Raw genomic sequence first — 24,603 nt, 5'->3', positions numbered from 1 at the left:
GGTCGGCGGAAAAATCCGACCTGGCGTTCCTGTCACCTTTGCTGGACTGCGGGTGCAACCAAGGCTAACAGGATGCGGATGAGCGACCGGCCCGACGACAGCAAGAAGCAGAACAGCCGCGACGAACGGCTGCGCGCTGCCCTGCGCGCCAACCTGCAACGCCGCAAGGCACAGGCGCGCGCGCGGGCGGTCGATGAGGCGGACGGGCCGCAGGACAGCGATACAGGCAAGGACGACAGCTAGATGGACCAGATCATCGTTCGCGGGAACGGCCCGCTTCAGGGCGAAATCCCGATTGCGGGGGCCAAGAACGCCTGCCTGACGCTGATGCCCGCGACGCTGCTGACGGACCAGCCGCTGACGCTGACCAATGCGCCGCGCCTGTCGGACATCCGCACCATGACCGCCCTGCTGCAAAGCCTGGGGGCCGAGGCCGCTAGCCTGCAGGACGGCCAGGTTCTTGCCATGTCCAGCCATGCGCTGACCAGCCACCGCGCCGATTACGACATCGTGCGCAAGATGCGCGCATCCATCCTGGTGCTGGGTCCGATGCTGGCCCGCGATGGCCGGGCCGAAGTGTCGCTGCCCGGCGGCTGCGCCATCGGGGCGCGGCCCGTGGACCTGCATCTGAAGGCGTTGGAGGCGATGGGGGCGGAACTGGATCTGCGCGACGGTTATGTCCATGCCAAGGCGCCGACTGGCGGGCTTCGCGGGGCGGTGGTCGATTTCCCGCTGGTATCCGTGGGCGCGACCGAGAACGCGCTGATGGCCGCGACGCTTGCCAAGGGCACGACGGTCCTGAAGAACGCCGCACGAGAACCCGAGATCGTGGACCTGGCCCGGTGCCTGCGCGCCATGGGGGCGCAGATCGAGGGCGAAGGCACCAGCACCATCACCATCCAGGGCGTCGATGCCCTGCACGGCGCGACCCATCCCGTCGTGACCGACCGGATCGAGCTTGGCACCTATATGCTGGCCCCCGCCATCTGCGGCGGAGAGGTCGAATGCTTGGGCGGCCGGATCGAGCTGCTGTCGGCCTTTTGCGAAAAGCTGGACGAGGCCGGGATCGACGTCACCGAAACCGCGCGCGGGATCAAGGTCAGCCGCCGGAACAGCATCCGCGCCGTCAATGTCACGACCGAACCCTTCCCCGGCTTCCCGACGGATCTTCAGGCGCAGTTCATGGCGCTGATGTGCGTGGCCGAAGGCACCAGCGTGCTGGAGGAGACGATCTTCGAGAACCGCTTCATGCACGCCCCCGAACTGACCCGCATGGGCGCAAGGATCGAGGTTCACGGCGGCCATGCAACCGTGACCGGGGTTGACGGGTTGCGGGGTGCGCCGGTGATGGCCACGGACCTGCGCGCCTCGGTCAGCCTGATCCTTGCGGGGCTTGCCGCCGAAGGCCAGACCACGGTCAGCCGGGTTTATCACCTTGACCGGGGCTATGAACATGTCGTGCGCAAGCTGCGCGGCGTGGGAGCCCATATCGAACGCGTGAAAGAGGAATAAGCCATGCCACAGGACGCCCGCTTTGCCGATGCCGATCCCGCGCCCCTGGCGCTGATGGCCGAGGACGAGCAGGATCTGCGCATCCTCTCGGCCTTGCTGCAGGACGCGATCCTGCCCGCATCCGAGATGTCCTATGACCACCGCGGGCGGTCCTTGGCCCTTTTGCTGAACCGGTTCCGCTGGGAAGACGCCGAACAGGCCGCATCCGAGGGGCGCGATTATGAACGCGTCCGGTCGGTCCTGCTGATCCGCGACGTGCAGCGGGTCCTGTCGGACGGGATCAGCCGGGATGCCGACACCGTCCTGGAACTGCTGGCGATGGTCTGGCAACCGGGCGAGGACGGCACGGGGCGGCTGTTGCTGGAATTCGCGGGCGACGGCACCCTGGTGGCCGAGGTCGAATGCATCAACATCGACCTTCGCGACGTCACCCGGCCCTATCGCGCAGTGTCCGGCAAGGCCCCCGTCCACCCCGACTGAAGCGCGGCTTGAGGCGCCGCCGGCTTGCGGCTAACAAGGCGTGACGCCAGGGGAAAGACCATGCCGGTAACGCTTCACACATCGCAGCCCGACTTTGAATCCCGCTTCGCCGACATGCTGTCGGCCAAGCGCGAGGATTCGACCGATGTGAATGACGCGGTGGCCGCGATCATCGCCGATGTGCGCAAGCGGGGCGACGCCGCGCTGTGCGACCTGACCCGGCGCTTCGACAGGCTGGATCTTCCCGCCGAGCGCCTGCGCTTCTCGCCCGAGGAGATCGCGGCCCAGGTGGCCCATGTCCCGGCCCAGGACCGCGCGGCCCTGACGCTGGCCGCCGACCGCATCCGCGCCTATCACGAACGCCAGATGCCCCAGGACGCCAGTTGGACCGACCCCCAGGGCGCGACCCTGGGCTGGCGGTGGACGCCGGTTTCGGCGGCGGGGCTGTATGTGCCGGGGGGCCAGGCCGCCTATCCTTCATCCGTCCTGATGAACGCCATCCCGGCGCGGGTCGCTGGGGTGGAACGGCTGGTGATCTGCGTGCCGACACCGGGTGGTCACATCAATCCGTTGGTGCTGCTGGCCGCGCAACTGTCGGGCGTGACGGAGATCTATCGCATCGGCGGCGCGCAGGCCGTGGCGGCGATGGCCTATGGCACCGACACCATCGCGCCGGTGGACAAGATCACCGGGCCGGGCAACGCCTATGTCGCCGCCGCCAAGCGGCAGGTCTTTGGCCGCGTCGGCATCGACATGATCGCTGGCCCGTCCGAGGTCCTGGTCATCGCCCAGGGTAACCAGCATCCCGACTGGCTGGCGCTGGACCTTCTGGCGCAGGCCGAACATGACGCGGATGCCCAGTCGATCCTGATCACCACCGACGCGGCCCTGGGCCATGCGGTCGCAGGCGCGGTGGACCGCATCCTGCCCACCCTGCCCCGCGCCGCCATCGCCGGGGCAAGCTGGCGCGACTATGGCACCATCATCGTGGTGCGCAACCTGGACGAGGCGGCAAGCCTGTCGAACCGCATCGCGCCCGAACATCTGGAACTGTGCGTGGACGACCCCGAGGCCCTGGCCGCGAAATGCGTCCATGCGGGCGCGATCTTCCTGGGACCGCACACGCCCGAAGCCGTGGGCGACTACGTCAGCGGACCCAACCACGTCCTGCCCACGGCGCGGTCGGCGCGGTTCTCCTCGGGGCTGTCGGTGCTGGATTTCCTGAAGCGCACGACCATGGCCCGCCTGACGCCGGGCGCGCTGAACGCCGTGGGCCACGCCGCCATGCGGCTGGCCGCCGCCGAGGGCCTGCAGGCGCATGGCGAATCCATCCGCGTCCGGCTGGAGCAGCTGAACGAAAGGGCGCCGGAATGACCCGGATCATCCATATCCAGATCGACGATTCGCAGGCGCCGCCCGCCACCCCTGAAATGGAGCAGGAGCGCCGCGTCGCGATCTTCGACCTGATCGAGGACAACAGCTTCACCGTGCCGGGGCGCGACGGCCAGCCCGCCTCGCAGGGCCCGTTCAAGCTGGACCTGTGCATCCGCGAACGCCGGCTGGTTTTCGACCTGGCGGGCGAAGGCGGCGAAAAGGTGGCCGAATTCCACCTGTCGCTGGGGCCGTTCAGGCAGGTGACCAAGGATTACTTCCAGATCTGCCAAAGCTATTTCGATGCGGTGAAACGCCTGCCCCCCGCCCAGATCGAGGCGATAGACATGGCCCGGCGTGGCATCCACAACGAAGGCGCGCGGACCTTGCAGGAACGTCTGGAAGGCAAGGCCGAACTGGACATCGACACCGCCCGGCGCCTGTTCACCCTGATCTGCGCCCTGGTGCCCCAAGGCTGACGATGACGCAGAACACGATCCCCGCCTCGGTCCTGTTCTGTTGTGATCACAACTCCATCCGGTCGCCCATTGCCGAAGGCATGATGAAGAAGTTCTATGGCCGGACGGCCTATGTGCAATCGGCGGGCGTCAAGAACGACATGGAGGTGGACGGCTTCGCCATCGCCGTGTGCGACGAAATCGGCATCAGGATCGAAAACCACCGCAGCCGCAGCTTCGAGGAAATGAAGAACTGGGGGGACGATCTGGGCGGCTTCGACCTGATCGTCGCGCTGTCCCCGGCCAGCCAGCGGCAGGCCCTGGAACTGACCCGCGTGTTCCATCTGGACGTCGAATACTGGCCCATCATGGATCCCACCGGCCTGGCAGAAGGGCGCGAAGCCAGGCTGGCCGTCTATCGCCAGACGCGCGACCAGATCAAGGCCCGGATGATCGAACGCTTCGGCCCACCCATCCCGCCGGAAACCCAGGATGCCGACCCCTTGTGACCCGATCGAAAAAACCGCGCCAGCCCATCAAGGGCGGCGCGGCAGTTTGGCAATCCTGATGGGGTAAGATCAGCGACGCCAGTTCGCAGGCACGTCCCAGATCGGACGCGCGATTTCGGTTGCGACATCGTCGCGGGTCAATCCGACGTCTCGCAATTGTTCGTCGCTGAGATAGGCAAGATCCAGGCGCGAGCGACGCAGGCTCAGCATGGTGGTGATGCGCTTGCCCCAGGACGGGCGCGGAGAATGGCCGTGCCCGGCAACAAAGGGAAGCGAAGCGGCTGTCTTGGTGAACATCGTTCGTCTCCGGTGATGAAAAGCATCACCTGACGTGATGCCTTAGGGTTTTTCAATTTCCATGATTGATAGATAGCGCAGCTTCTTGTATCTTTGAAACGAATGTTTTTGATCCTTTTCATCAAGGAACATGAATGATGCGGAACCTCGACATCTCTACTCTCCGCTCGCTTCAGGCGGTGGCTGAATATGGTGCCGTCACCCGCGCGGCCGAGGCGCTGAACATGACGCAGAGCGCGCTGTCGATGCAGATCAAGCGGCTGGACGACCTGTTCGGCGAATCGATGCTGCAAAAGCAGGGGCGCGGCGTGGTGCTGACGGATTTTGCGACGGAACTGTTGATCGAGGCGCGCAAGCTGGTGGCCTTGAACGATTCAATCGTGTCCCGCTTTACCGGCGAACGGCCCGATTCCAGGTTGCGCGTCGGGCTGACCAGCGACTGGCTGTTCACCAAGGTGGCGCAGGCTGTGCGCGCCTTTCGCCAGGCCAATCCGCGGATCGAGTTGATCATCAACGATGGCCGCAGCAAGGACCTGCGCCAGCAGATGAAGCGTGGCGAACACGATGTCATCCTGACCACGGAATTCGAGACGCCGCCGGGTGCGATCCACCTGGCCAAGGTGGATCTGGCCTGGTTCGGTGCGATCGGCGGCAATGCCTGGACCCAGCGGCCGCTGCCTTTGGCGAATTCGCCGCATTGCGCCTATTATCCGGTGGGGCTGACGGCCCTGGACCGGGCGGGCATCGAATGGGTGCAGGCCGTGGCCGATGGCGGCAGCGATACATGGCGGGTCAGCGCGGCGGCCGACCTGGGCATCACCATCCTGCCGCGCGGCATCGCGCAGGCCGGGCTGGAGCCGGTGGAACATGGCGGGGCGCTGCCGCCCCTGCCGCCCACATGGCTGAACGTCTATGTCGCCGACGGTCCGGCACGGCGCGAAGCGGCCGAGTTTGCGGGATATCTCCGACGGGCCGTCTGCGAAGTGGCCGCCATGGCGGCGTGACGGCTGACCCGCACCTTGGCGGATCAGCCGGCTTTCTTCAGGCCTTGGCCTTCTGACGACGGCGAATCACGCCCATGGCGCCGATCCCCGCACCCAGCAGCAGCGCACTGGCCGGCAGCGGGACAGCGGAAGGATCGACCGGCGGCGTGATGATCACGTCGCCGATCTTGGCGCCGGCAAAGGCCATGGCACTATCGAACGCGGCATCGTTCCAGTTGGTCACCCCGAACTGCAACGTATAGGTGCCTGCCTCGGTGATGGCATAGGTCGATTTGACCCATCCCGTCGCGCCGCATCCCTGGCCTATGGCCAGATAGCAGGTGCCGCTGCTACCACCCAGCACGTCCCAGGTCGTCGCACCGTCCTGGATATCGACGGACACGGGATCCAGCGTGGCCGCAGGTGCAGGCATTCCAAAGCCCGGAACGCTGGACCCCGACGGCGTGGTGCGTGCCGTGAACAGCAGGGCGACCTCATCGCTGGTCGTGGCATCCAGAAGCCTGGACCAGCCGTAATCCGCAAAGCCGGCACCGTCGCTGGTCACATAGTTGAAATAGAATTCCAGCACGTCGCCCGCGACGAATTGCGCCCGATCTCATCTGGCGGGACACTTGATCCCGCTGCCGAAGTGGGACACACAGACTGGCGTTCTCAAGAGGATGACCATGACCCGGATCGACGACACCTTTCAGCGCCTTCAGGCCCAGGGGCGCAAGGCCTTCGTGACCTATATCATGGCCTCGGATCCCGACGACGCCACGACGCTGGACATCATGCGCGGCCTGCCGGACGCCGGGGTGGACATCATCGAACTGGGGATGCCCTTCACCGACCCGATGGCCGACGGCCCGACCATCCAGTCGGCCGGGCAGCGCGCGCTTGCCGCCGGGGGCAGCGTCACGCGGACGCTGGCGATCCTGCGAGAGTTCCGCAAGACCGACAATACCACGCCCGTCGTGCTGATGGGCTATTACAACCCGATCTATGCCCGCACGGGCGGGGTCGAGCGTTTCCTGGCCGACGCCAAGGAGGCGGGCGTGGACGGGCTGATCGTCGTGGACCTTCCGCCCGAGGAAGACGACGAATTGTGCATTCCGGCCCAACGCGCGGGCCTGAACTTCATCCGCCTTGCCACGCCCACGACCGACGACCGGCGCTTGCCCGCGGTGGTCAAGAACACCTCGGGCTTCGTCTATTATGTCAGCGTGACCGGCATCACCGGCGGCCCCGCCGCCAATGCCGCCGAAGTCGCCCCCGAGGTTGCGCGCATCCGCAAGGCGGCGAACCTGCCGGTCGTCGTGGGCTTCGGCATCTCAACCCCCGAGGCGGCCGAGACGATCGCAAGCGTCGCCGACGGCTGCGTGGTGGGCAGCGCCATCGTCAAGAAGATCAGCGAGGGCCGCCCGGTCCCCGAGGTGCTGGACTTCGTGCGCGACCTCGCCGCCGGGGCGCATCGCGGCTGATGGTCCTGCTGCGCGGTGCCCGGCAGGAAGACGTTCCCGCCATCGCGGCGATCTGGAACCCGATCATCCGGGACACGGTGATCACCTTCTGGCCGACCGAGCGCAGCGAGGCCGAGATCGCCGCCCTGGTCCGCGACCGCCAGTCCGACGGCCGCCCCTTCATGGTGGCCGAGGCCGACGGCGGTATCCTGGGCTTCGCGACCTACAGCCAGTTCCGCAATGGCGGCGGCTATGCCCGCAGCATGGAACACACGATCTATCTTGCGCCCCAAGCCCGCAACAGCGGGACGGGCAGGCTGTTGCTGGCCGCCTTGGAAGATCACGCCCGCACCTGCGGACACCGGCTGATGATCGGCGGGATCACGGCTTCCAACGAAGGCTCGCTGCGCTTCCACGCGCGGGCAGGGTATCAAGAATGGGGCCGCATCCCCTGCGCCGGATGGAAATTTGGTGCCTTCCACGACCTGATCCTGATGGGCAAGGATCTGGACAAAAGCGAACAAACCGCGACACCCTGACACTACCCATGCGCGTTGTTAGGGGATAACCTGAAGGCATGGACATGCGCGCGACCGATACCCCCTGCCCCAGCCTGCCGAAGCCACGCAGCTTCTGGCAGCGCATCGGCGACCGTTTGGCGGCCTTTTTGGGCAGCGCCAAGCCGGCGATTCCGCCTGAACGATCCGTGGCCTTTACCATCGCCGTTATCGCCCTTGGCGCGAAACTTGCCAAATCCGACGGCGACGTTGCCCGGTCCGAGGTCGCGGCCTTCCGCCGCGTCTTCATCATCCCGAGGGCCGAGGAAAAGAACGCCGCACGCGTCTTCGACCTGGCGCGGCAGGACGTGGCGGGCTTCGACGCCTGGGCGCGCCGCATCGCCGCGATGTTCCCGGCAGGCGATCCGGTCCTGGCCGACGTGATCGAAGGCCTGTGCATCATCGCCGTAGCCGACGGCGGGATGCACGAGAACGAGATCCTGTTCATCGACGAGGTGGGCCGCATCTTCGGCCTGCCCGCCGAACGCGTGGCCGCGATCCGCCTGCGCCATGACCGCCAGACCGACTGCCCGCCCTGCGACGTGCTGGGCATCCCGCTGGACACCCCCATGCCCGAGGCACGCAAGCGCTTCCGCGCCCTGATCCTGGAATCCCATCCCGACCGCGCCATCGCCCGCGGCCTGCCGCCAGAGGCCGTGCGCCTGGCCGAGGCCCGCACCCGCCGCCTGAACGAGGCGTGGGAGAAGTTCCGGCAGATGCGTCGCGGATCGGTCCCTCAGCCTGCCGAGTGATCCGCGGCCCTTGCCGCGCCGGGTGCCAGCGACTAGGTTCGCCCTGACCCTGCGACGGACCCCGTGATGCCCCAAGACGCTGCACCTGTCTATCAGGTCCTGGCCCGAAAGTACCGGCCCGAGACCTTCGCCGACCTTGTCGGCCAGGACGCGATGGTGCGCACCCTGAAGAACGCCTTTGCCGCCGACCGGATCGCGCAGGCCTTCATCATGACGGGCATCCGGGGCACCGGAAAGACTACCACCGCGCGCATCATCGCCAAGGGCATGAACTGCATCGGCCCCGACGGCCAGGGCGGTCCCACGACCGAACCTTGCGGCGCCTGCGAACATTGCGTCGCGATCAGCGAAGGCCGCCATGTCGATGTTCTGGAGATGGACGCGGCATCGCGCACCGGCGTGAACGACATCCGCGAGATCATCGAAAGCGTGCATTACCGGGCGGCTTCGGCGCGCTACAAGATCTATATCATCGACGAAGTCCACATGCTGTCCACCAGTGCCTTCAACGCGTTGCTGAAGACGCTTGAGGAGCCCCCCCCCCATGTGAAGTTCATCTTCGCCACCACCGAGATCCGCAAGGTGCCGGTCACGGTCCTGTCGCGCTGCCAGCGCTTCGACCTGCGCCGGATCGAGCCCGAGGTGATGATCGCCCTTTTGCGCCGCATCGCCACGGCCGAGGGCGCGCAGATCACCGATGACGCGCTTGCGCTGATCACCCGCGCGGCGGAAGGCAGCGCCCGCGATGCGACCAGCCTGCTGGACCAGGCGATCAGCCATGGCGCGGGGGAAACCACCGCCGAACAGGTCCGCGCGATGCTGGGCCTTGCCGACCGTGGCCGCGTCATCGACCTGTTCGAGATGATCCTGCGCGGCGACGCGGCGGCGGCGCTGACCGAGTTGCAGTCGCAATATGCCGACGGCGCGGACCCGGTGGCCGTGCTGCGCGACCTGGCCGAGATCACGCACTGGATTTCGGTGGTGAAGATCACGCCGGATGCGGGCGAGGATCCGACCATCGCGCCCGACGAACGCGTGCGCGGGCGGGAATTGGCCGAGAAGCTGGCGATGCGGGTGCTGACCCGGCTTTGGCAGATGCTGCTCAAGGCGCTGGAGGAAGTGTCGGCGGCGCCGAACGCGATGATGGCTGCGGAAATGGCGATCATCCGCCTGACCCACGTGGCCGACCTGCCCGACCCCGAGGCGCTGATCCGCCGGGTCCAGCAGGCGCAGGCGGCGGGCGATTTCGCGCGCCAGGGCGTCCCAGCCGCGCCTTCGCAGGCCCCACGGGCCGCGCGTCCCGCGCCGGTGATCGCGCAGCGGTCGAGGGCTGCGACGGCGCTTGCCGTCAGCCCCGACGCCTTCGCGGCCTGGCCCGACTTCGCCTCGGTCCTGGAGCTGATCCGGCGGATGGGCGACATGCTTCTGCTGGTGCAGGTGGAACGGCATGTGGGATTGGTCCGCTACAGCCCCGGTCGGATCGAGTTCGAGCCGAAGGGCAACGCGCCCCGCGATCTGGCGCAGAAACTGGCCGAGCGCCTGCGCGGCTGGACGGGCGGACAACGCTGGGCCGTCACCGTCACGAACGAAGGTGGCGCGCCGACCATTGCCGAACAGCAGGCGGCGGAACAGCGCGAACGCGAGGAACGGGCCATGCAGCTGCCGATTGTGCAGCAGGTGCTGGCGACATTTCCAGGCGCGAAACTGCGCGACGTGCGGCGCGTTGCCCCCGAGGTCGAGGCCGTCGAGGCGGAAGGCGCGGCCAACCCGCACGAACTGACCCAGGGCCCCGTGGCCGAGGTCGAGGAATGGGATCCCTTCGAGGACGAGGAATAGAGACATGATCAAGGGTTTGGGCGGCTTTGGCGACATGGCCAAGATGATGAAGGCCGCAAAGGAGATGCAGGACCGGATGGCTCAGGTGCAGGCCAGCCTGGACACCATCACCGTGACCGGCGAGTCCGGCGCGGGCCTGGTCAAGGCCACCGCCACCGCCAAGGGCGAGTTGACCGCGCTTGACATCGACCCGTCGATCTTCGTGCCGTCCGAAAAGGAAGTGGTCGAGGATCTGATCCTGGCCGCGATCAAGGACGCGCAACGCAAGGCGCAGGACAGGATGCAGTCCGAAATGGCCCGCGTGACCCAGGAACTGGGCCTGCCCGCCGACATGAAGCTGCCCTTCTGAGCATGGCCGACGGCAGCGACGACATCCAGGCGCTTGTCGGCTTGATGGCCCGGCTGCCGGGGCTTGGCCCCCGGTCGGCCCGGCGCATCGTGCTGCACCTGATCCGCAAGCGCAGCGGGCAGATGTCCCAGCTTGCCGGGCTGCTGGACCGCGTGGCCGTCAATTCGCGCGAATGCGTGACCTGCGGCAACATCACCGACCGCGACGAATGCGCGATCTGCACCGATCCCGCCCGCGCCACGGGCGAATTGTGCGTGGTCCAGGATGTGGCCGACCTTTGGGCCATGGAACGGGGCCGCGCCTTCGGCGGCCGCTATCATGTGCTGGGCGGCACCCTCTCCGCCCTGGACGAGATCGGGCCGGACGACCTGGGCATCCCGTCCCTGATCGACCGGGTCGAGCGAGAGAAGATCCGCGAGGTCATCCTGGCGCTGAACGCCACCGTGGACGGCCAGACGACGGCGCATTACATCGCCGACGCACTGGCCGAAACCGGCGCCGCCGTGACGGGACTGGCGCAGGGCGTGCCGATCGGCGGGGAGTTGGATTACCTCGACGACGGCACGATCAGCGCGGCGCTGCGCGCGCGGCGGCGGCTTTAAGCCGCCACCAGTTCCCCTGCCAAGGCCTTCTCGATCAGCGCGCGTGTCTCCTCGATGCCGTACAGCGCGATGAAGCCGCCAAAGCGCGGCCCTTGGTCCGCCCCCAACAACACCTGATAAAGCGCGGCGAACCAGTCGCGCAGCGGCTCGAAGCCGTGATCCTTGCCGATGGCGAAGACCATCGACTGCAAGGCCTCGGCATCCGCCGGCTGGTCCCAGGCGGCCAGGTGGGCTGCCAGATCCTCCATCGCGCGGCGTTCGACCTCGGTCGGTTCGCGGAACTGGCGGGTGGGGGCCACGAAGTCGGTGAAGTAGCGCACGGCAAAGCCCGCCGCCTGGTCCAGCCCCGGATGCGTCTCGGGCGAGGCTTCGGGCGCATAGCGGCGGATGAAGCCCCAGAGGCCGTCCTTGTCCTTGGCCCCCGCGACCGATGCCAGGTTCAGCAGCATCTGGAACGGCACCACCATGTCGGATGCGGGAACCTCGCCGCCGTGGATGTGCCAGACCGGGTTCGCAAGCTGCTGGTCCGGCGTCTGGTCGGGATAGGCGCGCAGTTGCTGGTGATATTCATCGACGGCCTTGGGGATCACGTCGAAATACATCCGTTTGGCCGTCTTGGGCTTCTGATACATGAAATAGGACAGGCTTTCGGTCGCCGCATAGGTCAGCCATTCGTCGATGGACAGCCCGTTGCCCTTGGACTTCGATATCTTCTGGCCGTGCTGGTCCAGGAACAGTTCATAGGTGAAATGTTCCGGCGCCCGCCCACCGAGAATGCGGCAGATGCCGTCATAGATCGGCGTGTTGGTGGAATGGTCCTTGCCATACATCTCGAAGTCAACGTCAAGCGCGGCCCAGCGGGCGCCGAAGTCGGGCTTCCATTGCAGCTTCACCTGCCCGCCCGTCACCGGCAGGGTCAGTTCCTGCCCATCCTCGTCGTCGAAGGTGATGGTGCCGTTCTTCGCGTCCACATGCTTGATCGGCACATACAGGACCTTGCCGGTCTTGGGGCTGATCGGCAGGAAGCAGCTATAGGTCTGCTGGCGTTCCTCGCGCAGGGATGCCAGCATCACCTCCATGATCGCGTCGTAACGCTCGGCCGCCAGCAGCAGCGTGTCGTCGAACCGGCCGGACTTGTAGAATTCCGTCGCGCTGATGAATTCGTATTCGAAGCCGAAGGTGTCCAGGAAGCGGCGCAGCATGGCGTTGTTGTGGCTGCCGAAGCTGTCGTATTCGCCGAAGGGGTCGGGCACCGTGGTCAGCGGTTCCTGCAGATGCTGGCGCAGCATGTCCTGGTTCGGGACATTCTCGGGCACCTTGCGCATCCCGTCCATGTCGTCCGAAAAGCAGAACAGCCGGGTCGGGATGTCGCTGATGATCTGGAACGCGCGGCGGATCATCGTCGTGCGCGCGACCTCTCCGAAGGTGCCGATATGGGGCAGGCCGGATGGGCCATAGCCCGTCTCGAACAGGACATAGCCCTTTTCGGGATCCTTCTTTTCATAGCGTTTCAGCACCCGGCGCGCCTCCTCGAACGGCCAGGCCTTCGATTGCATTGCGGCGTCGCGCAGCGTGGTCATCGCATACTTCTCCTGTTCCAAGGCTTGACGCCTTATTGAAAGCAGGGTGAATGGTCAATAATTTGCACCAGATGCCGACTGACACAGGACCAGACATGACCATCGACCTGCCTTCGTTCTCGCCCTGCGATGCCTTGGTGGCGGTGATGGTTGCCGTGTCGGCGTCCGACCAGACCTATCGCACCTCGGAACTGGTGGCGATCCAGCGCAGCGTCGATCATTACCCGGTTTTCGCATCCTATGACGACGACCGCATCCGTGCGATCAGCCAGACGGTCATAACCCTGTTCGAGCATGAGGACGGCATCGACGCCCTGTTCGGCCTGATCCGCGACGCCTTGCCGGAAAAACTGTATGAGACTGCCTATGCCTTGGCCTGCGACGTGGGCGCGGCGGATGGACGCCTGTACGAAGGCGAGGTCGCGATGCTGGCCGAGATCCGGCACCAGTTGAACATCCCGCGCCTGCACGCCGCCGCGATCGAGCTTTCGGCCCAGGTCCGCCACCGCGTCCTGTAGTCAGGACCACAGGTTCAGGATGTCGCGCTGAAGCTGCTTGGCATCGCGCGTCCAGGTCAGAACGCCCGCCGGCAGGTCCTGCCCTGCCGTCGCAGCCTGCCGCTGCGCATCCGCCGTCAGGATCGCGAAGGCCGATTGCGTCCCGTCCGGGCGGCGAAGATAGCCTGCAAGGTTCGACACGAAGTTCAGCGTGCCGGTCTTGGCGCGGATCTGCGCCGCCCTTGCGGGGTCGCGGCCCAGATCCTCGTCCAACGGGTTCAGCTTCAAGAGATCGGGCAGACCCGCCGCGACTCCGGGGCCTGCCAGCAGGCGGGCCATGCCCTGCGCCGTGACGCGGCTGTCGGACGACAGGCCCGAATGATCCGCCAGGATGAAATCCGCGCCATGGCCTTGGGCGGCAAGCCATGCCTGCATCGCCTGGGCCGAGCTTTCCAGATCCCGCGCCCCGCTGGCATGAAGGCCCACCGCCTCGGCCGTCAGGTTGGTCGAGAAATACAGCATCCCGCGCAGGATTTCGCGCAGGGGCGGACTGGAATGGCTTGCGACGACTTCGCCCTGCGGCAGGGTCTGGATCACCTCGGGGGTGGGCAGGACAAGCCCCTTGGCCCGGCACAGCGTCTGGAAGACATCGCCCGCGTAAAGTTCGGGCTTGCGGACGGGAAGCCAGCGGCTGCCGGGGCTCCTGACGGCCGCGCGCGCGACGGTCCAGCTTTCACGATCATCCTCGGCGCGATAGGAAAACAGGTCCGACTGATCGCCGGGCGCGGCGGTGATCGTATAGGCGCGGGGCGAATGATCCGCAGCCCTCGCCTCCAGCGACATCTGCGACCCGCCCTGACGCCATCCCAGGTGGACGCGGTTGAAGTTCAGCATCATGCCCGAAAGCGCGGGATTATAGGCAAGGTGGTCGGCCTGGGGCGGGGCGATCTCCTCGAACCGGGGCAAGGCGCCGCCCCAGACGGCAAAGCGCGCGGGCGCAGGCTGTCCCGTCGCCGCAAGATCGGCGGCCAGCCGGGCAAGATCGTCCGTGGACAGGACCGGATCCCCGCCCCCCGCCAGGACCAGCATGTCGCCCGCGCGGATCACCCGTGTCGCGAAGGTCCGGCCACCGCCAAGCCGGGCGAGCGCGTAAAGCGCCGTCACCGCCTTCAGCGTGCTTGCGGGCATCATCGGCGCATCCGCCAGCGCGGCATCGGCAAGGCCCACGCCCTCCGCGTCGAGCCGCGCATAGGCGACGACGCCCCGCAGCTTGCCCAGGGCGACGGCCTGCCCCGCCTTGAAGCGGGGCTTTTCCGGCGGCCTGCCCCAGGCGGCCGCAGGCAGCGCGGCCAGTCCGGCCAGCAGGGACCGGCGGGCGATCATCGCCCCGCCCTCAGCGCGGTCGAGGATTGGGGCGACATCGGCAGGTTGACCAGCACCCAGGCAGGCGGCCTGCGCAGGGCCAGCGTTCCAGCCTGCTCTTGCGGCAGGCGCGCCTGTGCCATGGCTTGCGCGGCGACCGAATGGCGCGCGGCGGTTTGCGATCCCGGCCGGGCCAAGACGCCGATGGGGACAGCCGCCGCGATCCGCTTCCAGCGGTCCCAGCGGTGAAACTGCACCAGGTTGTCCGACCCCATCAGCCAGACAAACCGCACGCCGGGATAAAGACGGCGCAAGGCGGCAATGGTATCGGCCGTCATTCGCGTGCCCAGCCGCCGTTCGATATCCGTGACAACAACCCGGGGATCGTCCAGCAATCGCCGCGCATGGGCAATGCGTTCCGGCATCGGCGCAGGCCCCCGCGCCTTCAACGGATTGCCGGGCGACACCAGCCACCAGACGCGATCCAGCCGGAACCGGCGCATCGCAGCCTGGGTGATCGCCAGATGGCCTTCATGCGCGGGATCGAAGGATCCCCCCAGCAGGCCGACGCGCATCCCCGGCACGGCGACGGGAAGCCCTGCCCGGATCACAGCCTGATGGCCGAGATCAGCCTGCCGTAATCGGCCTTGCCTTCATGCGTGGCGCGTCGATAGCTGAAGAACTTGTCGGGGTCGGAATAGGTGCAATGCCCGGACCATTCCGCCTCTACCCCGGCATCGCGCAGCCGCATCAGGCCGAAGGATGGCAGGTCGAACATCGGCCGCCCGTTCGGCCCGCCGCTGAAAAAGCGGTCGTAAGCCTGATCCTCGGCCAGGAAGCTGTCCATGAAGTCATGTCCGACCTCATAGGCGCGCTGGCTGATGGTGGGGCCGATCACCGCGCGGATCCGGGTGGCGCCAAGGTCGCGCATGGCACCGACCGTGGCCTCGATGATGCCGTCCAGCGCGCCGCGCCAGCCTGCGTGGCAGGCACCGATCACGCCCGCATCCGTGTCGGCCAGCAGGATCGGCTGGCAATCCGCCGTCAGCACGGCAAGGGCGACGTCGCGGCGGGCGGTGACGATGCCGTCGGCTTCGGTATTGGCGACGGTCGGGATGTCGTCGCCATCCCGCAGCGTGATCACATCGGCGGAATGGACCTGCTTCACCGTTGCCAGCGCATCGGCGGAAACGCCCATGGCGGTTGCGACGCGGGCGCGGTTCAGGGCCACCATATCGGTCTGGTCGGTGGACCGGCGGCCGCAATTCAACCCCGAGAACAGCCCCGATGACGCGCCGCCCTTGCGGGTGAAGAACCCGTGCTTGACGCCGTGAAGATTGGGATGGGTCAGGATCTCAAGCGTGGTCTGCATGAAGCCTCAGCGCGTCAAAACCGGGCACCGGGGGCGCCCCTTTCGGCCAGATGGCCATGGCCTTGAACAGGTGACCCATTTCATCCGGGTGGGTCAAGCGCCGAAGCGCCGTCATCGCCCCCCCGTCCCCTGCGGCCGCCAGCCGTTCCGCCCGCTGCCCCGCCCCCAGCGACATCAGCCAGTCGCCCTGGTGGATGGGGCGCGAGGCGACCGCGCCTGCCCGGATCGCCGCTGCGGCAAGGGGCGCGAAATCGACATGGGCGGTCAGGTCGGCCTCGCCCGGATGGGCCAGGGGATCCTCGGGTCGGTGGTCGCGAAGCGCCTGGAATGTGTCGCCATAGCCGTTCCAGCCCCCGTAATCGACCAGGATCGCCGCCCCGCCATGAACGGCGATCCGGCGGGCGATGGCTTCGACGATGGCGGGGGCTGCGGGACATTCCTCGACCACGTCGCCGGGCCGACCGTCACGCGGCAGGTCCACCACCGGGCCAAGGCCAAGGCGCAGCCCGTCGTCGGACAGGCCCACCATGCGTTCGCACCAGCCATCCGGGCCGCGCTGATATTGCCGGATCGGCAGGGCATCGAAGAATTCGTTTGCAACCAGGAACAAGGGCTTGCCGGGCAGATCCTCGACGCCATCCAGGTGATTGATCGCGCCCAGCCGGTCGCGCTGAACCTGGCGCAGATGGGGGGATGCCTCGATCAGCGCGACCTCGGCTGCCTCGGTCATGCCGGGGGCCTTGCGGATCGCGCGCAGCATGTCGGCCATCAAGGTGCCGCGTCCCGGCCCAGGCTCGGCCAGGGTGAAGGGCGCCGGGCGCCCCTGGTCCATCCAGGCCTGCGCCAGGGCAAGGCCGCACAATTCGCCGAACATCTGGTGGATTTCGGGTGCCGTCGTGAAGTCGCCGCGAACGCCGAAGGGATCGCGCGTGGCGTAATATCCGTATTGCGGATGCAGCAGGCAGATCTCCATGTAATCCGCCAGCGTGATCGGACCCGTCGCCCGGATCCGCCCCGCGATGATTTCCGCCAGGGGTGTCATCTGGCGGCAGGGCGGCGCAAGGCGCGCAGGACCAGGAACAACCCGATCAGCACCATGGGCAGCGACAGAAGCTGACCCATCGTCAGCCCGACCACCGGCCCGCCGATCACATGACCCAAGGGGTTGTCGGGCGTGATGAATTGCGCATCCGCCACACGGAACAGTTCCACGAACATCCGCGCCAGCCCGTATCCGGCCAGGAAGACGCCAAAGGCCAGGCCGGGACGGCGCAGCCCGCCCGCGCGGACCAGGGCAAACAGGATCAGCCCCAGAAGCAACCCTTCCAGCCCCGCCTCGTAAAGCTGGCTGGGATGGCGGGCGCAGGGTCCGACAACGCCCGGACAGGACTGCGCGGCCTGTCCGGGGAAGATCACGCCCCAGGGCAGGTCGGTCGGGCGGCCCCACAGTTCCGCATTGATGAAGTTCGCGATGCGGCCGAAGAAGATGCCGATGGGCGCCACGACCGCCATCGCATCGGCCAGCCGCAGCGTGGGAATGCCGTTCGCGCGGCAAAAGGCCCAGGTCGCGACGATGACCCCGGCGAAACCGCCGTGAAAGCTCATCCCGCCCTGCCAGACCTTGATGATCTCGGCCGGGTTCGACAGGTAATATCCCGGTTCGTAGAACAGCACGAAGCCCAGCCGCCCGCCCAGGATCACCCCCAGGATCACCCAGGTCAGCAGGTCGTCCACCCGGTCCGCCGCCATGGGCGCGCGGTCGCCCCAGATCGGGTCGCGCCGCATCATCGCCACGATGATCCGCCAGCCGATCAGCAGCCCCGCCAGATAGGCAAGCGCATACCAGCGCAGCGACAGCGTCAGGCCGCCAAGATTGATGGTGAAAATCTCGGGGGCGATGTCGGGAAAGGGGATCATGGGGCCTCGGGCTTGTGCGCGGCGCACGCTAGCGGCCGGCGGCGCGGTGTCAACATGGCGGCAGCCGGCCTCCATCGTGCATTCGCGCATGGCCCGCATTGAACCCCGGCGCGGCCCGGCCCATATAGGACGCCAAGCACGTATCAGGGGCGAAGGCCAAATGACCACGCAAAACAAGTTCTTTGACGACATCTCGAAGCTGATGACCAATGCCATGGGCGTGGCCCACGGCGCCAAGTCCGAGGCCGAAACCGCCATGAAGGGCTGGATCGACCGCTGGCTGGCGGATCGCGACTTCGTGACCCGCGAGGAGTTCGAGGCCGTGCGCGAGATGGCCATCAAGGCCCGCACCGAAAATGCCGAGCTGAAGGCCCGGCTGGACGCGATGTCTGCGGGCCGTCAGGGCTGAAGCCGGTCGCGCAGCGCGCCGGAACGGTCGTACAGCAGCACCTCGCCCGCGTCGGTGACGACGACGATCCAGTCGCGGGCGAAGGTCACGGCCTGGGCCTGCGCGCCGTCCGGCAGAGCGACCGCGTCAGGCAGGTCGGGCAGCGTCGGCTGTCCCAGCCGCAGCCACAAGAGCGCGACGATTGCGATCATCCCCAGGCCCATGACCAGGGCCAGACCTGACACCAGCCACCGCAGCAGCCGCAGTTCCGGCACCGCTTTCGCAGCCGTTTTCCAGTCTCTATCATCCTGATCCATGTCGAACCTTGTCGTCACAATCCCGGCCGATCCGCCAGACCGTCTTGATAAGGCGCTTGCCCTTGCGGTGCCAGAGGCGGCGGCCCTGTCGCGGTCGCGCCTGGCGCGACTGATTGCCGATGGCGCGGTCAGCGGCCCCGACGGCGTCGTCCGCGACGGCAAGGCCCGAGTGGCCGAGGGGCAGGACTATCTGATCCGGATCCCGGAACCCGAACCCGTGGAAACCCGCCCCGAGGCGATCCCCCTGGTCATCGCCTTCGAGGATGACGACCTGATCGTCATCGACAAGCCCGCAGGCATGGTCGTCCACCCCGCGCCGGGATCGCCCAACGGCACGCTGGTCAACGCGCTTCTGGCCCATTGCGGCGATACGCTGTCGGGGATTGGCGGCGAAAGGCGGCCGGGCATCGTGCATCGGATCGACAAGGACACGTCGGGCCTGCTGGTGGTCGCCAAGTCCGACCGCGCCCATCACGGTCTGGCCGCACAGTTCGAATCGCATACGGCACAACGCCGGTATCTTGCGCTTGCACATGGGGTGATCGATGGTGCCGACCCGCGCCTGCGCGGCACCCCGGGCGTCAGCTTCGAGGATGGCGGGGTGCTGAAGATCACGTCGCGCCTGACGCGCCATGCGACGGACCGGCAACGGCAGGCGGTCTATTTCGACAAGGGACGGCACGCGGTAACACGGGCGCGGATGCTGGAACGGTTCGGGACTCCTCCGTCCGCGATGCTGGTGGAATGCCGCCTGGAAACCGGGCGAACCCACCAGATCAGGGTCCACATGGCCCATGCGGGATTGGGGTTGATCGGCGATCAGGTCTATGGCGGGGCACGCCGGGCATCCGCCAAGGCGCTCGGGCCCGCTGCGACGGATGTCGCGGCCTTTCCCCGCCAGGCGCTGCACGCGGCGCATCTGGGTTTCGATCACCCCGTCAGCGGCGAGCCATTGTCATTCGACAGCCCCCTGCCCGCCGATATGCAGGGGCTGCTGAACCTGTTGCGGACGGCATCATGACGCAATCGTGAAGCTTCGGTGCTGGCCCGTTCACGATTTCAAACAGAATGATACCACAAGCGTTGCCTGGGGTTGCACCCGCAAGCCGGAACCCTGCACTTTCAGGGCGCGTTCCCCGCATAGTTGCGAAAGGCCCGAACCATGGCGAATTATGGAAATCTTCCCGCCCCAAGCCCCGAACAGGGGCTGAACCGCTATTTGCAAGAGATCCGCAAGTTCCCCCTGCTTGAGCCGGAAGAGGAATACATGCTTGCGAAGGCCTGGGCCGATCACCAGGACAGCGAGGCCGCGCACAGGCTGGTGACGTCCCACCTGCGCCTGGCCGCCAAGATCGCCATGGGATATCGCGGATACGGCTTGCCCCAGGCCGAGGTGATTTCCGAAGCCAATGTGGGCCTGATGCAGGCCGTCAAGCGGTTCGATCCCGAACGGGGCTTCCGGCTGGCGACCTATGCGATGTGGTGGATCCGGGCGTCGATCCAGGAATACATCCTGCGGTCCTGGTCGCTGGTGAAGATGGGCACGACCAGCGCGCAGAAGAAGCTGTTCTTCAACCTGCGCAAGGCCAAGTCGCGCATCGGCGCGCTTGAGGAAGGGGATCTTCGCCCCGAAAACGTCGCCCAGATCGCCAACGACCTGAACGTGACGGAACAGGAAGTCATCGACATGAACCGCCGCCTTTCGGGTGGCGACGCGTCCCTGAATGCCACCGTCGGCAGCGGCGAGGGCGAATCCGCGTCCCAGTGGCAGGACTGGCTTGAGGACGAGGACGCCAACCAGGCCGAAGCCTTCGCCGAATCTGAGGAATTGGATACCCGGCGCCAGATGCTGATGCAGGCCATGGACGTGCTGAACGACCGGGAAAAGGACATCCTGATCGAACGTCGCCTGCGCGACGATCCCCTGACGCTGGAAGACCTGTCGTCGCGCTATGACGTGTCGCGCGAACGCATCCGCCAGATCGAGGTGCGCGCCTTCGAGAAGCTGCAGGACCGGATGCGCGTCTTGGCCCGCGACAAGGGCATGAGGGTGCCCGACACCGCCCTCTAGGATCGGGCATCCTGCCGCGGCCCGGCAGGCGCGATTGACCTGCCGTGCGCGGTCGCTATGGTCCAAGGCAGGCTGGCAGATCAAACAACATGACCGCGCTTACGGATTTTCAACGGCTCGAAGCCCAAGGCTCGTGGCGCTCTGCGCCCGATGCGCCGTTGCGCGAGGTGATCGTGTCGGTGGGCGAGGCGACGCTGGTCCTGTCCGACCCCAAGACCGACCGGCCATTGTCCCACTGGTCGCTGCCCGCCGTGGTCCAGTTGAACCCCGGGAACATGCCGGCAATCTATGCCCCCGGCCTTGAAGGCGCGGATGAAACCGTGGCCATCGACGATCCGCTGATGATCCAGGCGATCACCCGCGTTCAGGGCGCGGTCGCCAGCCATCGGGCCCACCGGGGGCGGCTGCGCGGCGGGTTGATCGTGCTGGCGATCCTGGCTGCGCTTGGCTGGCTGGCCTTCTGGCTTCCCGGCGCCCTGGTCACCCATGCGGCCCGCATCGCGCCACCGGCCCAGGCACGCGACATGGGCATGGCGATCCTGGCCGACCTGGAACGCGAAGCGGGTGCGGTCTGCCGGCGCAATTCGGGTCAGGCGGTGCTGGATTGGCTGGCGCCCCAACTGCTTGGCGCGGAAGCCGCGATCCGCGTGGTGCCCGGACCCGTCGGCGGGGCCCGGCGCCTGCCTGGCCAGGTCTATGTCATGGGCAGCGACCTTCTGCGAACCGCGCCCGGCCCCGAGGCCGCAGCCGCGCATCTGATTGCCGCGAAACTTGCCAGCGCCGACGAGATGTTGCGGCAGGCTGCGGTGCATCACGCGGGGCTTCTGGCATCCTTGCGGCTGATGACGCTGGGCCATTTGCCGGCGGACGCGATGCAGGGCTTCGGGGCAATGCTTCTGCGTGAACCGGCGCCCCGCCCTGACGATACCGACTTCCTGGAAGCCCTTGCGGAACGCGGCATCCCGGCGGAGCCCTATGCCCGGACCATCGACCCGACCGGGCAGTCGGTGATCCCCCTGATCGAGGGCGATCCGTTCCGCAACACACCCCCTGCCCGTCCCCTTCTGACCGACGAGCAATGGCTGGCCTTGCAACAGATCTGCGCGGGCTGACAGCGCCATATCGTTTTCGCCGTTGCGCCCCGCCCCGGCTGCGGTTATCACCGCCCCAGGCACCCGTAGCTCAGCTGGATAGAGCGCTGCCCTCCGAAGGCAGAGGCCAGGGGTTCGAATCCCTTCGGGTGCGCCATCACCTTCAATGAGATGGTCACGTTCCTTCGAGAGATCATTTCTCGTCGGTCCTGTTATGGTGCGGAAAACGTCCTTTCCAGGCCTCTGGTTCATCGCATCGACTGCTGACCGTTGATGATTCGGGCTGTGGTGCGCATGGACTTTCTCGATGGTCTCGACGCTGGTCGGGAAGTGGCCGGCGGAGCCCGGATCGAGGCACCACGCTGCATGGCCCATATGATCGCCGTAGGCTTCAGGACATGCGGCATTACTTCTAGCAGGTCGATCTCGACCCCTTCCTTCGATCATCGACGACATAGAGGCGGCCGTTCTCGGTCGGGCCACCGCGCAGGCCGCTGCCTGCGCCCGGTCGGCAGGTCATCACGGCCGGTCCTAGCCCATAAAGACACTCGACGGCTTGAGGTTTTCCAAATAGCCCGGTGACAGCCAGTCCGACAAATCCAGGCTGGTCAGCCTTGCGGTTTCCTTGATGTCATCTCGGAACAAGTCATCCAGTTGGGCCCGGACCGAAGATGAGAGAGGACGATGATCCTCCAAGGCGCCCGAGGTCGCCTTGACATAGGACCCGTCAGGCGCGGTGCTGATGGCCTGTTCGACATCCAGGAACTGCTCGACTTTTCCTAGAGCCTTGCCGGGAGTGGACCACAGATCATCGACCCGCATGAAGAGGACCCGGAACCGTGAGAACAGGTCGAGCAGTCTGGCGACTTGCGGAGCGTAGCAGCTGCGTTCGATGTAGGAGAAGACCCGATGGGCGCCATTCAACGCTGCTGCGACGCGCCGCCTGCCTTGCGGTGATAAGTCGCGAACACCGCGAGATTGTGAACATGGACTTTGTCCATGCCCTCCGAAGGCAAAGGCCCGAGGTTCGAACTCCTCGCGGGTGCGCCAGCCTTCCTCGCATCCCCCCTCTGGACGCCGCCTGTCGGGTCAGGTCATGTGACCCGAACGAATGGAGGCATCATGGACGATCTGGAACGGCGCATTGCGCAGGCACGTGGCGATGAACCCGCCGATCTGGTGCTGCGGGGCGGGCGCGTCTTCGACCTGATCACCGGCACGCTGATGGTGGGCGACGTGGCGATCTGCGGCGACCGGATCGCGGGGGTGGGCGATTATGAAGCGCGTCAGGTGATCGACGTATCGGGGCTGGTCCTGGTGCCCGGCTTCATCGACACGCATCTGCATGTGGAAAGCAGCCTGGTCACGCCGCATGAATTCGACCGTTGCGTCACCCCCCGGGGCGTCACCACCGCCATCTGCGACCCGCACGAGATCGCGAATGTCATTGGCCCCGACGGCATCCGCTGGTTCCAGAAGGCCAGCGAATGCCTGTTGATGGACCTGCGCGTGCAGTTGTCGTCCTGCGTGCCCTCGACCGAGATGGAAACGGCGGGCGCCCGGATCGAGGCAGAGGAACTTGCGCCCCTCATGGGTCATCCTTCGGGGATCGGCCTGGCCGAATTCATGAACTATCCCGGGGTGATCCACCGCGATCCCGCTGCCATGGCCAAGCTGCGGCTGTTCGCGGGCGGCCATATCGACGGCCATTGCCCGCAATTGTCGGGCCGCGACCTGTCCGCCTATGTCGCGGCGGGGATCCGCACGGAACACGAAGCGACCACGGCGGATGAGGCGCTGGAAAAGCTGCGCATGGGGATGCGGGTCCTGATCCGCGAAGGATCGGTCAGCAAGGATCTGATCGCCTTGCAGCCGGTCCTGACCGACATCACCGCGCCTTATATGTGCCTTTGCACGGATGACCGGAACCCCCTGGACATCGCGGAGCATGGTCACCTTGACCACATGATCCGCGAACTGATCCGGCGCGGCAGCCCGCCGCTGGCGGTTTATCGCGCCGCCTCTCTGTCGGCGGCCGAGGCGTTCGGGCTGAAGGATCGGGGGCTGATCGCCCCGGGGATGCGGGCCGACATCGTGGCGCTCGACAGCCTGGAAAGCTGCCGGGCACAGATGGTGGTCTGCGGCGGGCGTGTGGTGGATGACGCGGCCTTCGCCGCGCGAAAGCCGCTGGATCCGGTGGGCCGCGCCTCGGTCAAGGCACCGAAGGTCAGTGCCCAGGATTTCCGCTGTGCCGGAAACCGCAGCGAGACCCCGGTGATCGGCATCCTCGAAGGCAAGATCATCACCGAACACCTGACCTGCGACATTGCCCCCGTGGACGGCGACAAGCGCCCCGATCCCACCCGCGACTTGGCCCGCATCGCAGTGATCGAACGGCATGGCCGGAACGGCAACATCGCGACCGGTTTCGTGCAAGGCTTTTCCCTCCGGCGCGGCGCCATCGCCTCGACGCTATGTCACGACCATCACAACATCGCGGTTGTCGGTGTGGACTACGGCGACATGGCCCTGGCCGCGAACCACCTGTCACTGATCGAGGGGGGATTCGTGGTGGTAGAGAGTGGACGCGTGATCGCCGACCTGCCCCTGCCGGTCGCCGGCCTGATGAGCCTTGATCCCTTCGAAACCGTGCGCGACCGGCTGATCCTGCTGCGCAAGGCCGCCCGGACCTTGGGCGTGACGCTGGAAGAACCGTTCCTGCAACTGGCCTTCCTGGCCCTGCCGGTCATTCCCGCGCTGAAGATCACCGACCGGGGAATGGTGGACGTCACCCGGTTCGAGATCATCGCAGGATGATCATCGTCCTTGGATCAATGCT

The 24,603-nt window shown here is 66.7% G+C and carries 29 protein-coding genes and 2 tRNA genes; 21 read left to right on the top strand and 10 right to left on the bottom strand.

The window, feature by feature from the left end:
- The first annotated feature begins 78 nt into the window (after positions 1 to 78).
- Genes IEX25_RS04720 through IEX25_RS04695 form a run of 6 tightly spaced genes read left to right on the top strand, consistent with a single transcriptional unit; the run spans position 79 to position 4,330 of the window.
- The gene (locus IEX25_RS04720) at positions 79 to 243 is read left to right on the top strand and encodes a hypothetical protein (protein WP_188714224.1); all 165 of its coding nucleotides are present in this window, start codon (positions 79 to 81) and stop codon (positions 241 to 243) included.
- Positions 244 to 1,512 (top strand): UDP-N-acetylglucosamine 1-carboxyvinyltransferase, encoded by a 1,269-nt coding sequence (murA, locus tag IEX25_RS04715; RefSeq protein ID WP_188714223.1) that lies wholly within the window; start codon positions 244 to 246, stop codon positions 1,510 to 1,512.
- 3 nt (positions 1,513 to 1,515) lie between these two features.
- Positions 1,516 to 1,992 (top strand): DUF2948 family protein, encoded by a 477-nt coding sequence (locus IEX25_RS04710; protein WP_188714222.1) that lies wholly within the window; start codon positions 1,516 to 1,518, stop codon positions 1,990 to 1,992.
- A gap of 60 nt (positions 1,993 to 2,052) precedes the next feature.
- A complete protein-coding gene (gene hisD, locus IEX25_RS04705; protein WP_188714221.1) occupies positions 2,053 to 3,366 on the top strand; it encodes a histidinol dehydrogenase in 1,314 nt (437 codons plus the stop codon).
- Positions 3,363 to 3,842 (top strand): UPF0262 family protein, encoded by a 480-nt coding sequence (locus IEX25_RS04700; protein ID WP_103172854.1) that lies wholly within the window; start codon positions 3,363 to 3,365, stop codon positions 3,840 to 3,842. The genes hisD and IEX25_RS04700 overlap by 4 nt, the downstream gene beginning before the upstream one ends.
- A gap of 2 nt (positions 3,843 to 3,844) precedes the next feature.
- Complete coding sequence (locus tag IEX25_RS04695; RefSeq protein WP_188714220.1) at positions 3,845 to 4,330, top strand: arsenate-mycothiol transferase ArsC; 486 nt, start codon at positions 3,845 to 3,847, stop codon at positions 4,328 to 4,330.
- A 69-nt stretch (positions 4,331 to 4,399) separates the two neighbouring features.
- Here the strand turns inward: IEX25_RS04695 and IEX25_RS04690 are convergent, their stop codons facing one another.
- Complete coding sequence (locus tag IEX25_RS04690; protein ID WP_188714219.1) at positions 4,400 to 4,627, bottom strand: DUF1127 domain-containing protein; 228 nt, start codon at positions 4,625 to 4,627, stop codon at positions 4,400 to 4,402.
- A gap of 134 nt (positions 4,628 to 4,761) precedes the next feature.
- Here IEX25_RS04690 and IEX25_RS04685 point away from each other — a divergent pair, with 134 nt between their 5' ends.
- Complete coding sequence (locus IEX25_RS04685) at positions 4,762 to 5,631, top strand: LysR family transcriptional regulator (protein ID WP_188714218.1); 870 nt, start codon at positions 4,762 to 4,764, stop codon at positions 5,629 to 5,631.
- 37 nt (positions 5,632 to 5,668) lie between these two features.
- Here IEX25_RS04685 and IEX25_RS04680 read toward each other — a convergent pair whose 3' ends face one another.
- The gene (locus IEX25_RS04680) at positions 5,669 to 6,199 is read right to left on the bottom strand and encodes an NF038132 family protein (RefSeq protein ID WP_188714217.1); all 531 of its coding nucleotides are present in this window, start codon (positions 6,197 to 6,199) and stop codon (positions 5,669 to 5,671) included.
- A gap of 97 nt (positions 6,200 to 6,296) precedes the next feature.
- On the opposite strand from IEX25_RS04680, the gene trpA reads away from it, so the two are divergent.
- The 6 genes from trpA to recR all read left to right on the top strand — a co-directional run bounded on the left by trpA (position 6,297) and on the right by recR (position 11,169).
- Positions 6,297 to 7,094 carry a tryptophan synthase subunit alpha gene (gene trpA / locus IEX25_RS04675; protein ID WP_188714216.1) on the top strand — a complete coding sequence of 266 codons (798 nt, stop codon included), beginning with the start codon at positions 6,297 to 6,299 and terminating at the stop codon, positions 7,092 to 7,094.
- A complete protein-coding gene (locus IEX25_RS04670) occupies positions 7,094 to 7,612 on the top strand; it encodes a GNAT family N-acetyltransferase (protein WP_229665039.1) in 519 nt (172 codons plus the stop codon). Before trpA ends, IEX25_RS04670 begins: the two co-directional genes overlap by 1 nt.
- Positions 7,613 to 7,656: 44 nt before the next feature.
- Positions 7,657 to 8,382, top strand: coding sequence for a molecular chaperone DjiA (locus tag IEX25_RS04665; protein WP_229665038.1), 726 nt, complete (start codon positions 7,657 to 7,659; stop codon positions 8,380 to 8,382).
- A gap of 66 nt (positions 8,383 to 8,448) precedes the next feature.
- The gene (locus IEX25_RS04660; protein WP_188714215.1) at positions 8,449 to 10,218 is read left to right on the top strand and encodes a DNA polymerase III subunit gamma/tau; all 1,770 of its coding nucleotides are present in this window, start codon (positions 8,449 to 8,451) and stop codon (positions 10,216 to 10,218) included.
- Between the two features lie 4 nt (positions 10,219 to 10,222).
- The gene (locus IEX25_RS04655) at positions 10,223 to 10,567 is read left to right on the top strand and encodes a YbaB/EbfC family nucleoid-associated protein (protein WP_188714214.1); all 345 of its coding nucleotides are present in this window, start codon (positions 10,223 to 10,225) and stop codon (positions 10,565 to 10,567) included.
- Positions 10,568 to 10,569: 2 nt separating this feature from the next.
- Entirely contained in the window at positions 10,570 to 11,169 is a 600-nt protein-coding gene (gene recR / locus IEX25_RS04650; protein ID WP_103172861.1) for a recombination mediator RecR, read from the top strand.
- On the opposite strand, the gene IEX25_RS04645 is transcribed toward recR, so the two are convergent.
- Positions 11,166 to 12,749 carry a lysine--tRNA ligase gene (locus IEX25_RS04645; protein WP_188714333.1) on the bottom strand — a complete coding sequence of 528 codons (1,584 nt, stop codon included), beginning with the start codon at positions 12,747 to 12,749 and terminating at the stop codon, positions 11,166 to 11,168. The two genes, recR and IEX25_RS04645, sit on opposite strands and share 4 nt — an antisense overlap.
- Positions 12,750 to 12,844: 95 nt before the next feature.
- On the opposite strand from IEX25_RS04645, the gene IEX25_RS04640 reads away from it, so the two are divergent.
- A complete protein-coding gene (locus IEX25_RS04640; RefSeq protein WP_103172863.1) occupies positions 12,845 to 13,267 on the top strand; it encodes a tellurite resistance TerB family protein in 423 nt (140 codons plus the stop codon).
- Here IEX25_RS04640 and dacB read toward each other — a convergent pair whose 3' ends face one another.
- From dacB to lgt, 5 genes are read right to left on the bottom strand one after another with little or no spacing between them, the layout of a single operon-like run.
- On the bottom strand, positions 13,268 to 14,629 hold the full coding sequence (gene dacB, locus IEX25_RS04635) for a D-alanyl-D-alanine carboxypeptidase/D-alanyl-D-alanine endopeptidase (RefSeq protein WP_188714213.1): 1,362 nt from the start codon (positions 14,627 to 14,629) through the stop codon (positions 13,268 to 13,270). It lies immediately after the preceding gene.
- The gene (locus tag IEX25_RS04630; protein ID WP_188714332.1) at positions 14,626 to 15,216 is read right to left on the bottom strand and encodes a nicotinate-nucleotide adenylyltransferase; all 591 of its coding nucleotides are present in this window, start codon (positions 15,214 to 15,216) and stop codon (positions 14,626 to 14,628) included. Before IEX25_RS04630 ends, dacB begins: the two co-directional genes overlap by 4 nt.
- Positions 15,216 to 15,980: a peptidoglycan editing factor PgeF gene (gene pgeF / locus IEX25_RS04625; RefSeq protein WP_188714212.1), complete on the bottom strand. Its 765-nt coding sequence runs from the start codon at positions 15,978 to 15,980 to the stop codon at positions 15,216 to 15,218. The genes IEX25_RS04630 and pgeF overlap by 1 nt, the downstream gene beginning before the upstream one ends.
- Complete coding sequence (locus IEX25_RS04620; RefSeq protein WP_188714211.1) at positions 15,964 to 17,022, bottom strand: class I SAM-dependent methyltransferase; 1,059 nt, start codon at positions 17,020 to 17,022, stop codon at positions 15,964 to 15,966. Before IEX25_RS04620 ends, pgeF begins: the two co-directional genes overlap by 17 nt.
- Entirely contained in the window at positions 17,019 to 17,897 is an 879-nt protein-coding gene (lgt, locus tag IEX25_RS04615) for a prolipoprotein diacylglyceryl transferase (protein WP_188714210.1), read from the bottom strand. The genes IEX25_RS04620 and lgt overlap by 4 nt, the downstream gene beginning before the upstream one ends.
- 160 nt (positions 17,898 to 18,057) lie before the next feature.
- Here lgt and IEX25_RS04610 point away from each other — a divergent pair, with 160 nt between their 5' ends.
- Positions 18,058 to 18,306 carry an accessory factor UbiK family protein gene (locus IEX25_RS04610; protein ID WP_103172868.1) on the top strand — a complete coding sequence of 83 codons (249 nt, stop codon included), beginning with the start codon at positions 18,058 to 18,060 and terminating at the stop codon, positions 18,304 to 18,306.
- Here IEX25_RS04610 and IEX25_RS04605 read toward each other — a convergent pair.
- Positions 18,297 to 18,602, bottom strand: coding sequence for a DUF6476 family protein (locus tag IEX25_RS04605; RefSeq protein ID WP_188714209.1), 306 nt, complete (start codon positions 18,600 to 18,602; stop codon positions 18,297 to 18,299). The two genes, IEX25_RS04610 and IEX25_RS04605, sit on opposite strands and share 10 nt — an antisense overlap.
- Between IEX25_RS04605 and IEX25_RS04600 the strand changes: the two genes are divergently transcribed.
- The 4 genes from IEX25_RS04600 (at position 18,601) to IEX25_RS04585 (ending at position 21,921) form a co-directional block, all read left to right on the top strand.
- Positions 18,601 to 19,623 (top strand): RluA family pseudouridine synthase, encoded by a 1,023-nt coding sequence (locus tag IEX25_RS04600; RefSeq protein WP_188714208.1) that lies wholly within the window; start codon positions 18,601 to 18,603, stop codon positions 19,621 to 19,623. The genes IEX25_RS04605 and IEX25_RS04600 overlap by 2 nt on opposite strands.
- Positions 19,624 to 19,764: 141 nt before the next feature.
- Positions 19,765 to 20,673, top strand: coding sequence for an RNA polymerase sigma factor RpoH (gene rpoH, locus IEX25_RS04595; RefSeq protein ID WP_103172871.1), 909 nt, complete (start codon positions 19,765 to 19,767; stop codon positions 20,671 to 20,673).
- A gap of 89 nt (positions 20,674 to 20,762) precedes the next feature.
- The gene (locus IEX25_RS04590) at positions 20,763 to 21,785 is read left to right on the top strand and encodes a hypothetical protein (protein ID WP_188714207.1); all 1,023 of its coding nucleotides are present in this window, start codon (positions 20,763 to 20,765) and stop codon (positions 21,783 to 21,785) included.
- 59 nt (positions 21,786 to 21,844) lie between these two features.
- Positions 21,845 to 21,921 (top strand) — tRNA-Arg (locus IEX25_RS04585).
- A gap of 374 nt (positions 21,922 to 22,295) precedes the next feature.
- Here IEX25_RS04585 and IEX25_RS04580 read toward each other — a convergent pair.
- Positions 22,296 to 22,586 (bottom strand): hypothetical protein, encoded by a 291-nt coding sequence (locus IEX25_RS04580; RefSeq protein WP_188714206.1) that lies wholly within the window; start codon positions 22,584 to 22,586, stop codon positions 22,296 to 22,298.
- Between the two features lie 150 nt (positions 22,587 to 22,736).
- Between IEX25_RS04580 and IEX25_RS04575 the strand changes: the two genes are divergently transcribed.
- Positions 22,737 to 22,814, top strand: a tRNA-Arg gene (locus IEX25_RS04575).
- A 72-nt stretch (positions 22,815 to 22,886) separates the two neighbouring features.
- Entirely contained in the window at positions 22,887 to 24,581 is a 1,695-nt protein-coding gene (gene ade / locus IEX25_RS04570; RefSeq protein ID WP_188714205.1) for an adenine deaminase, read from the top strand.
- Positions 24,582 to 24,603 lie beyond the last annotated feature (22 nt).

Origin of the sequence: Paracoccus acridae (assembly GCF_014642735.1) — a bacterium.
Taxonomy (GTDB): Bacteria; Pseudomonadota; Alphaproteobacteria; order Rhodobacterales; family Rhodobacteraceae; genus Paracoccus; species Paracoccus acridae.
The sequence above is the reverse complement of the archived record's forward strand: the minus strand, read 5'-3'. Positions and strand labels throughout refer to the sequence as shown.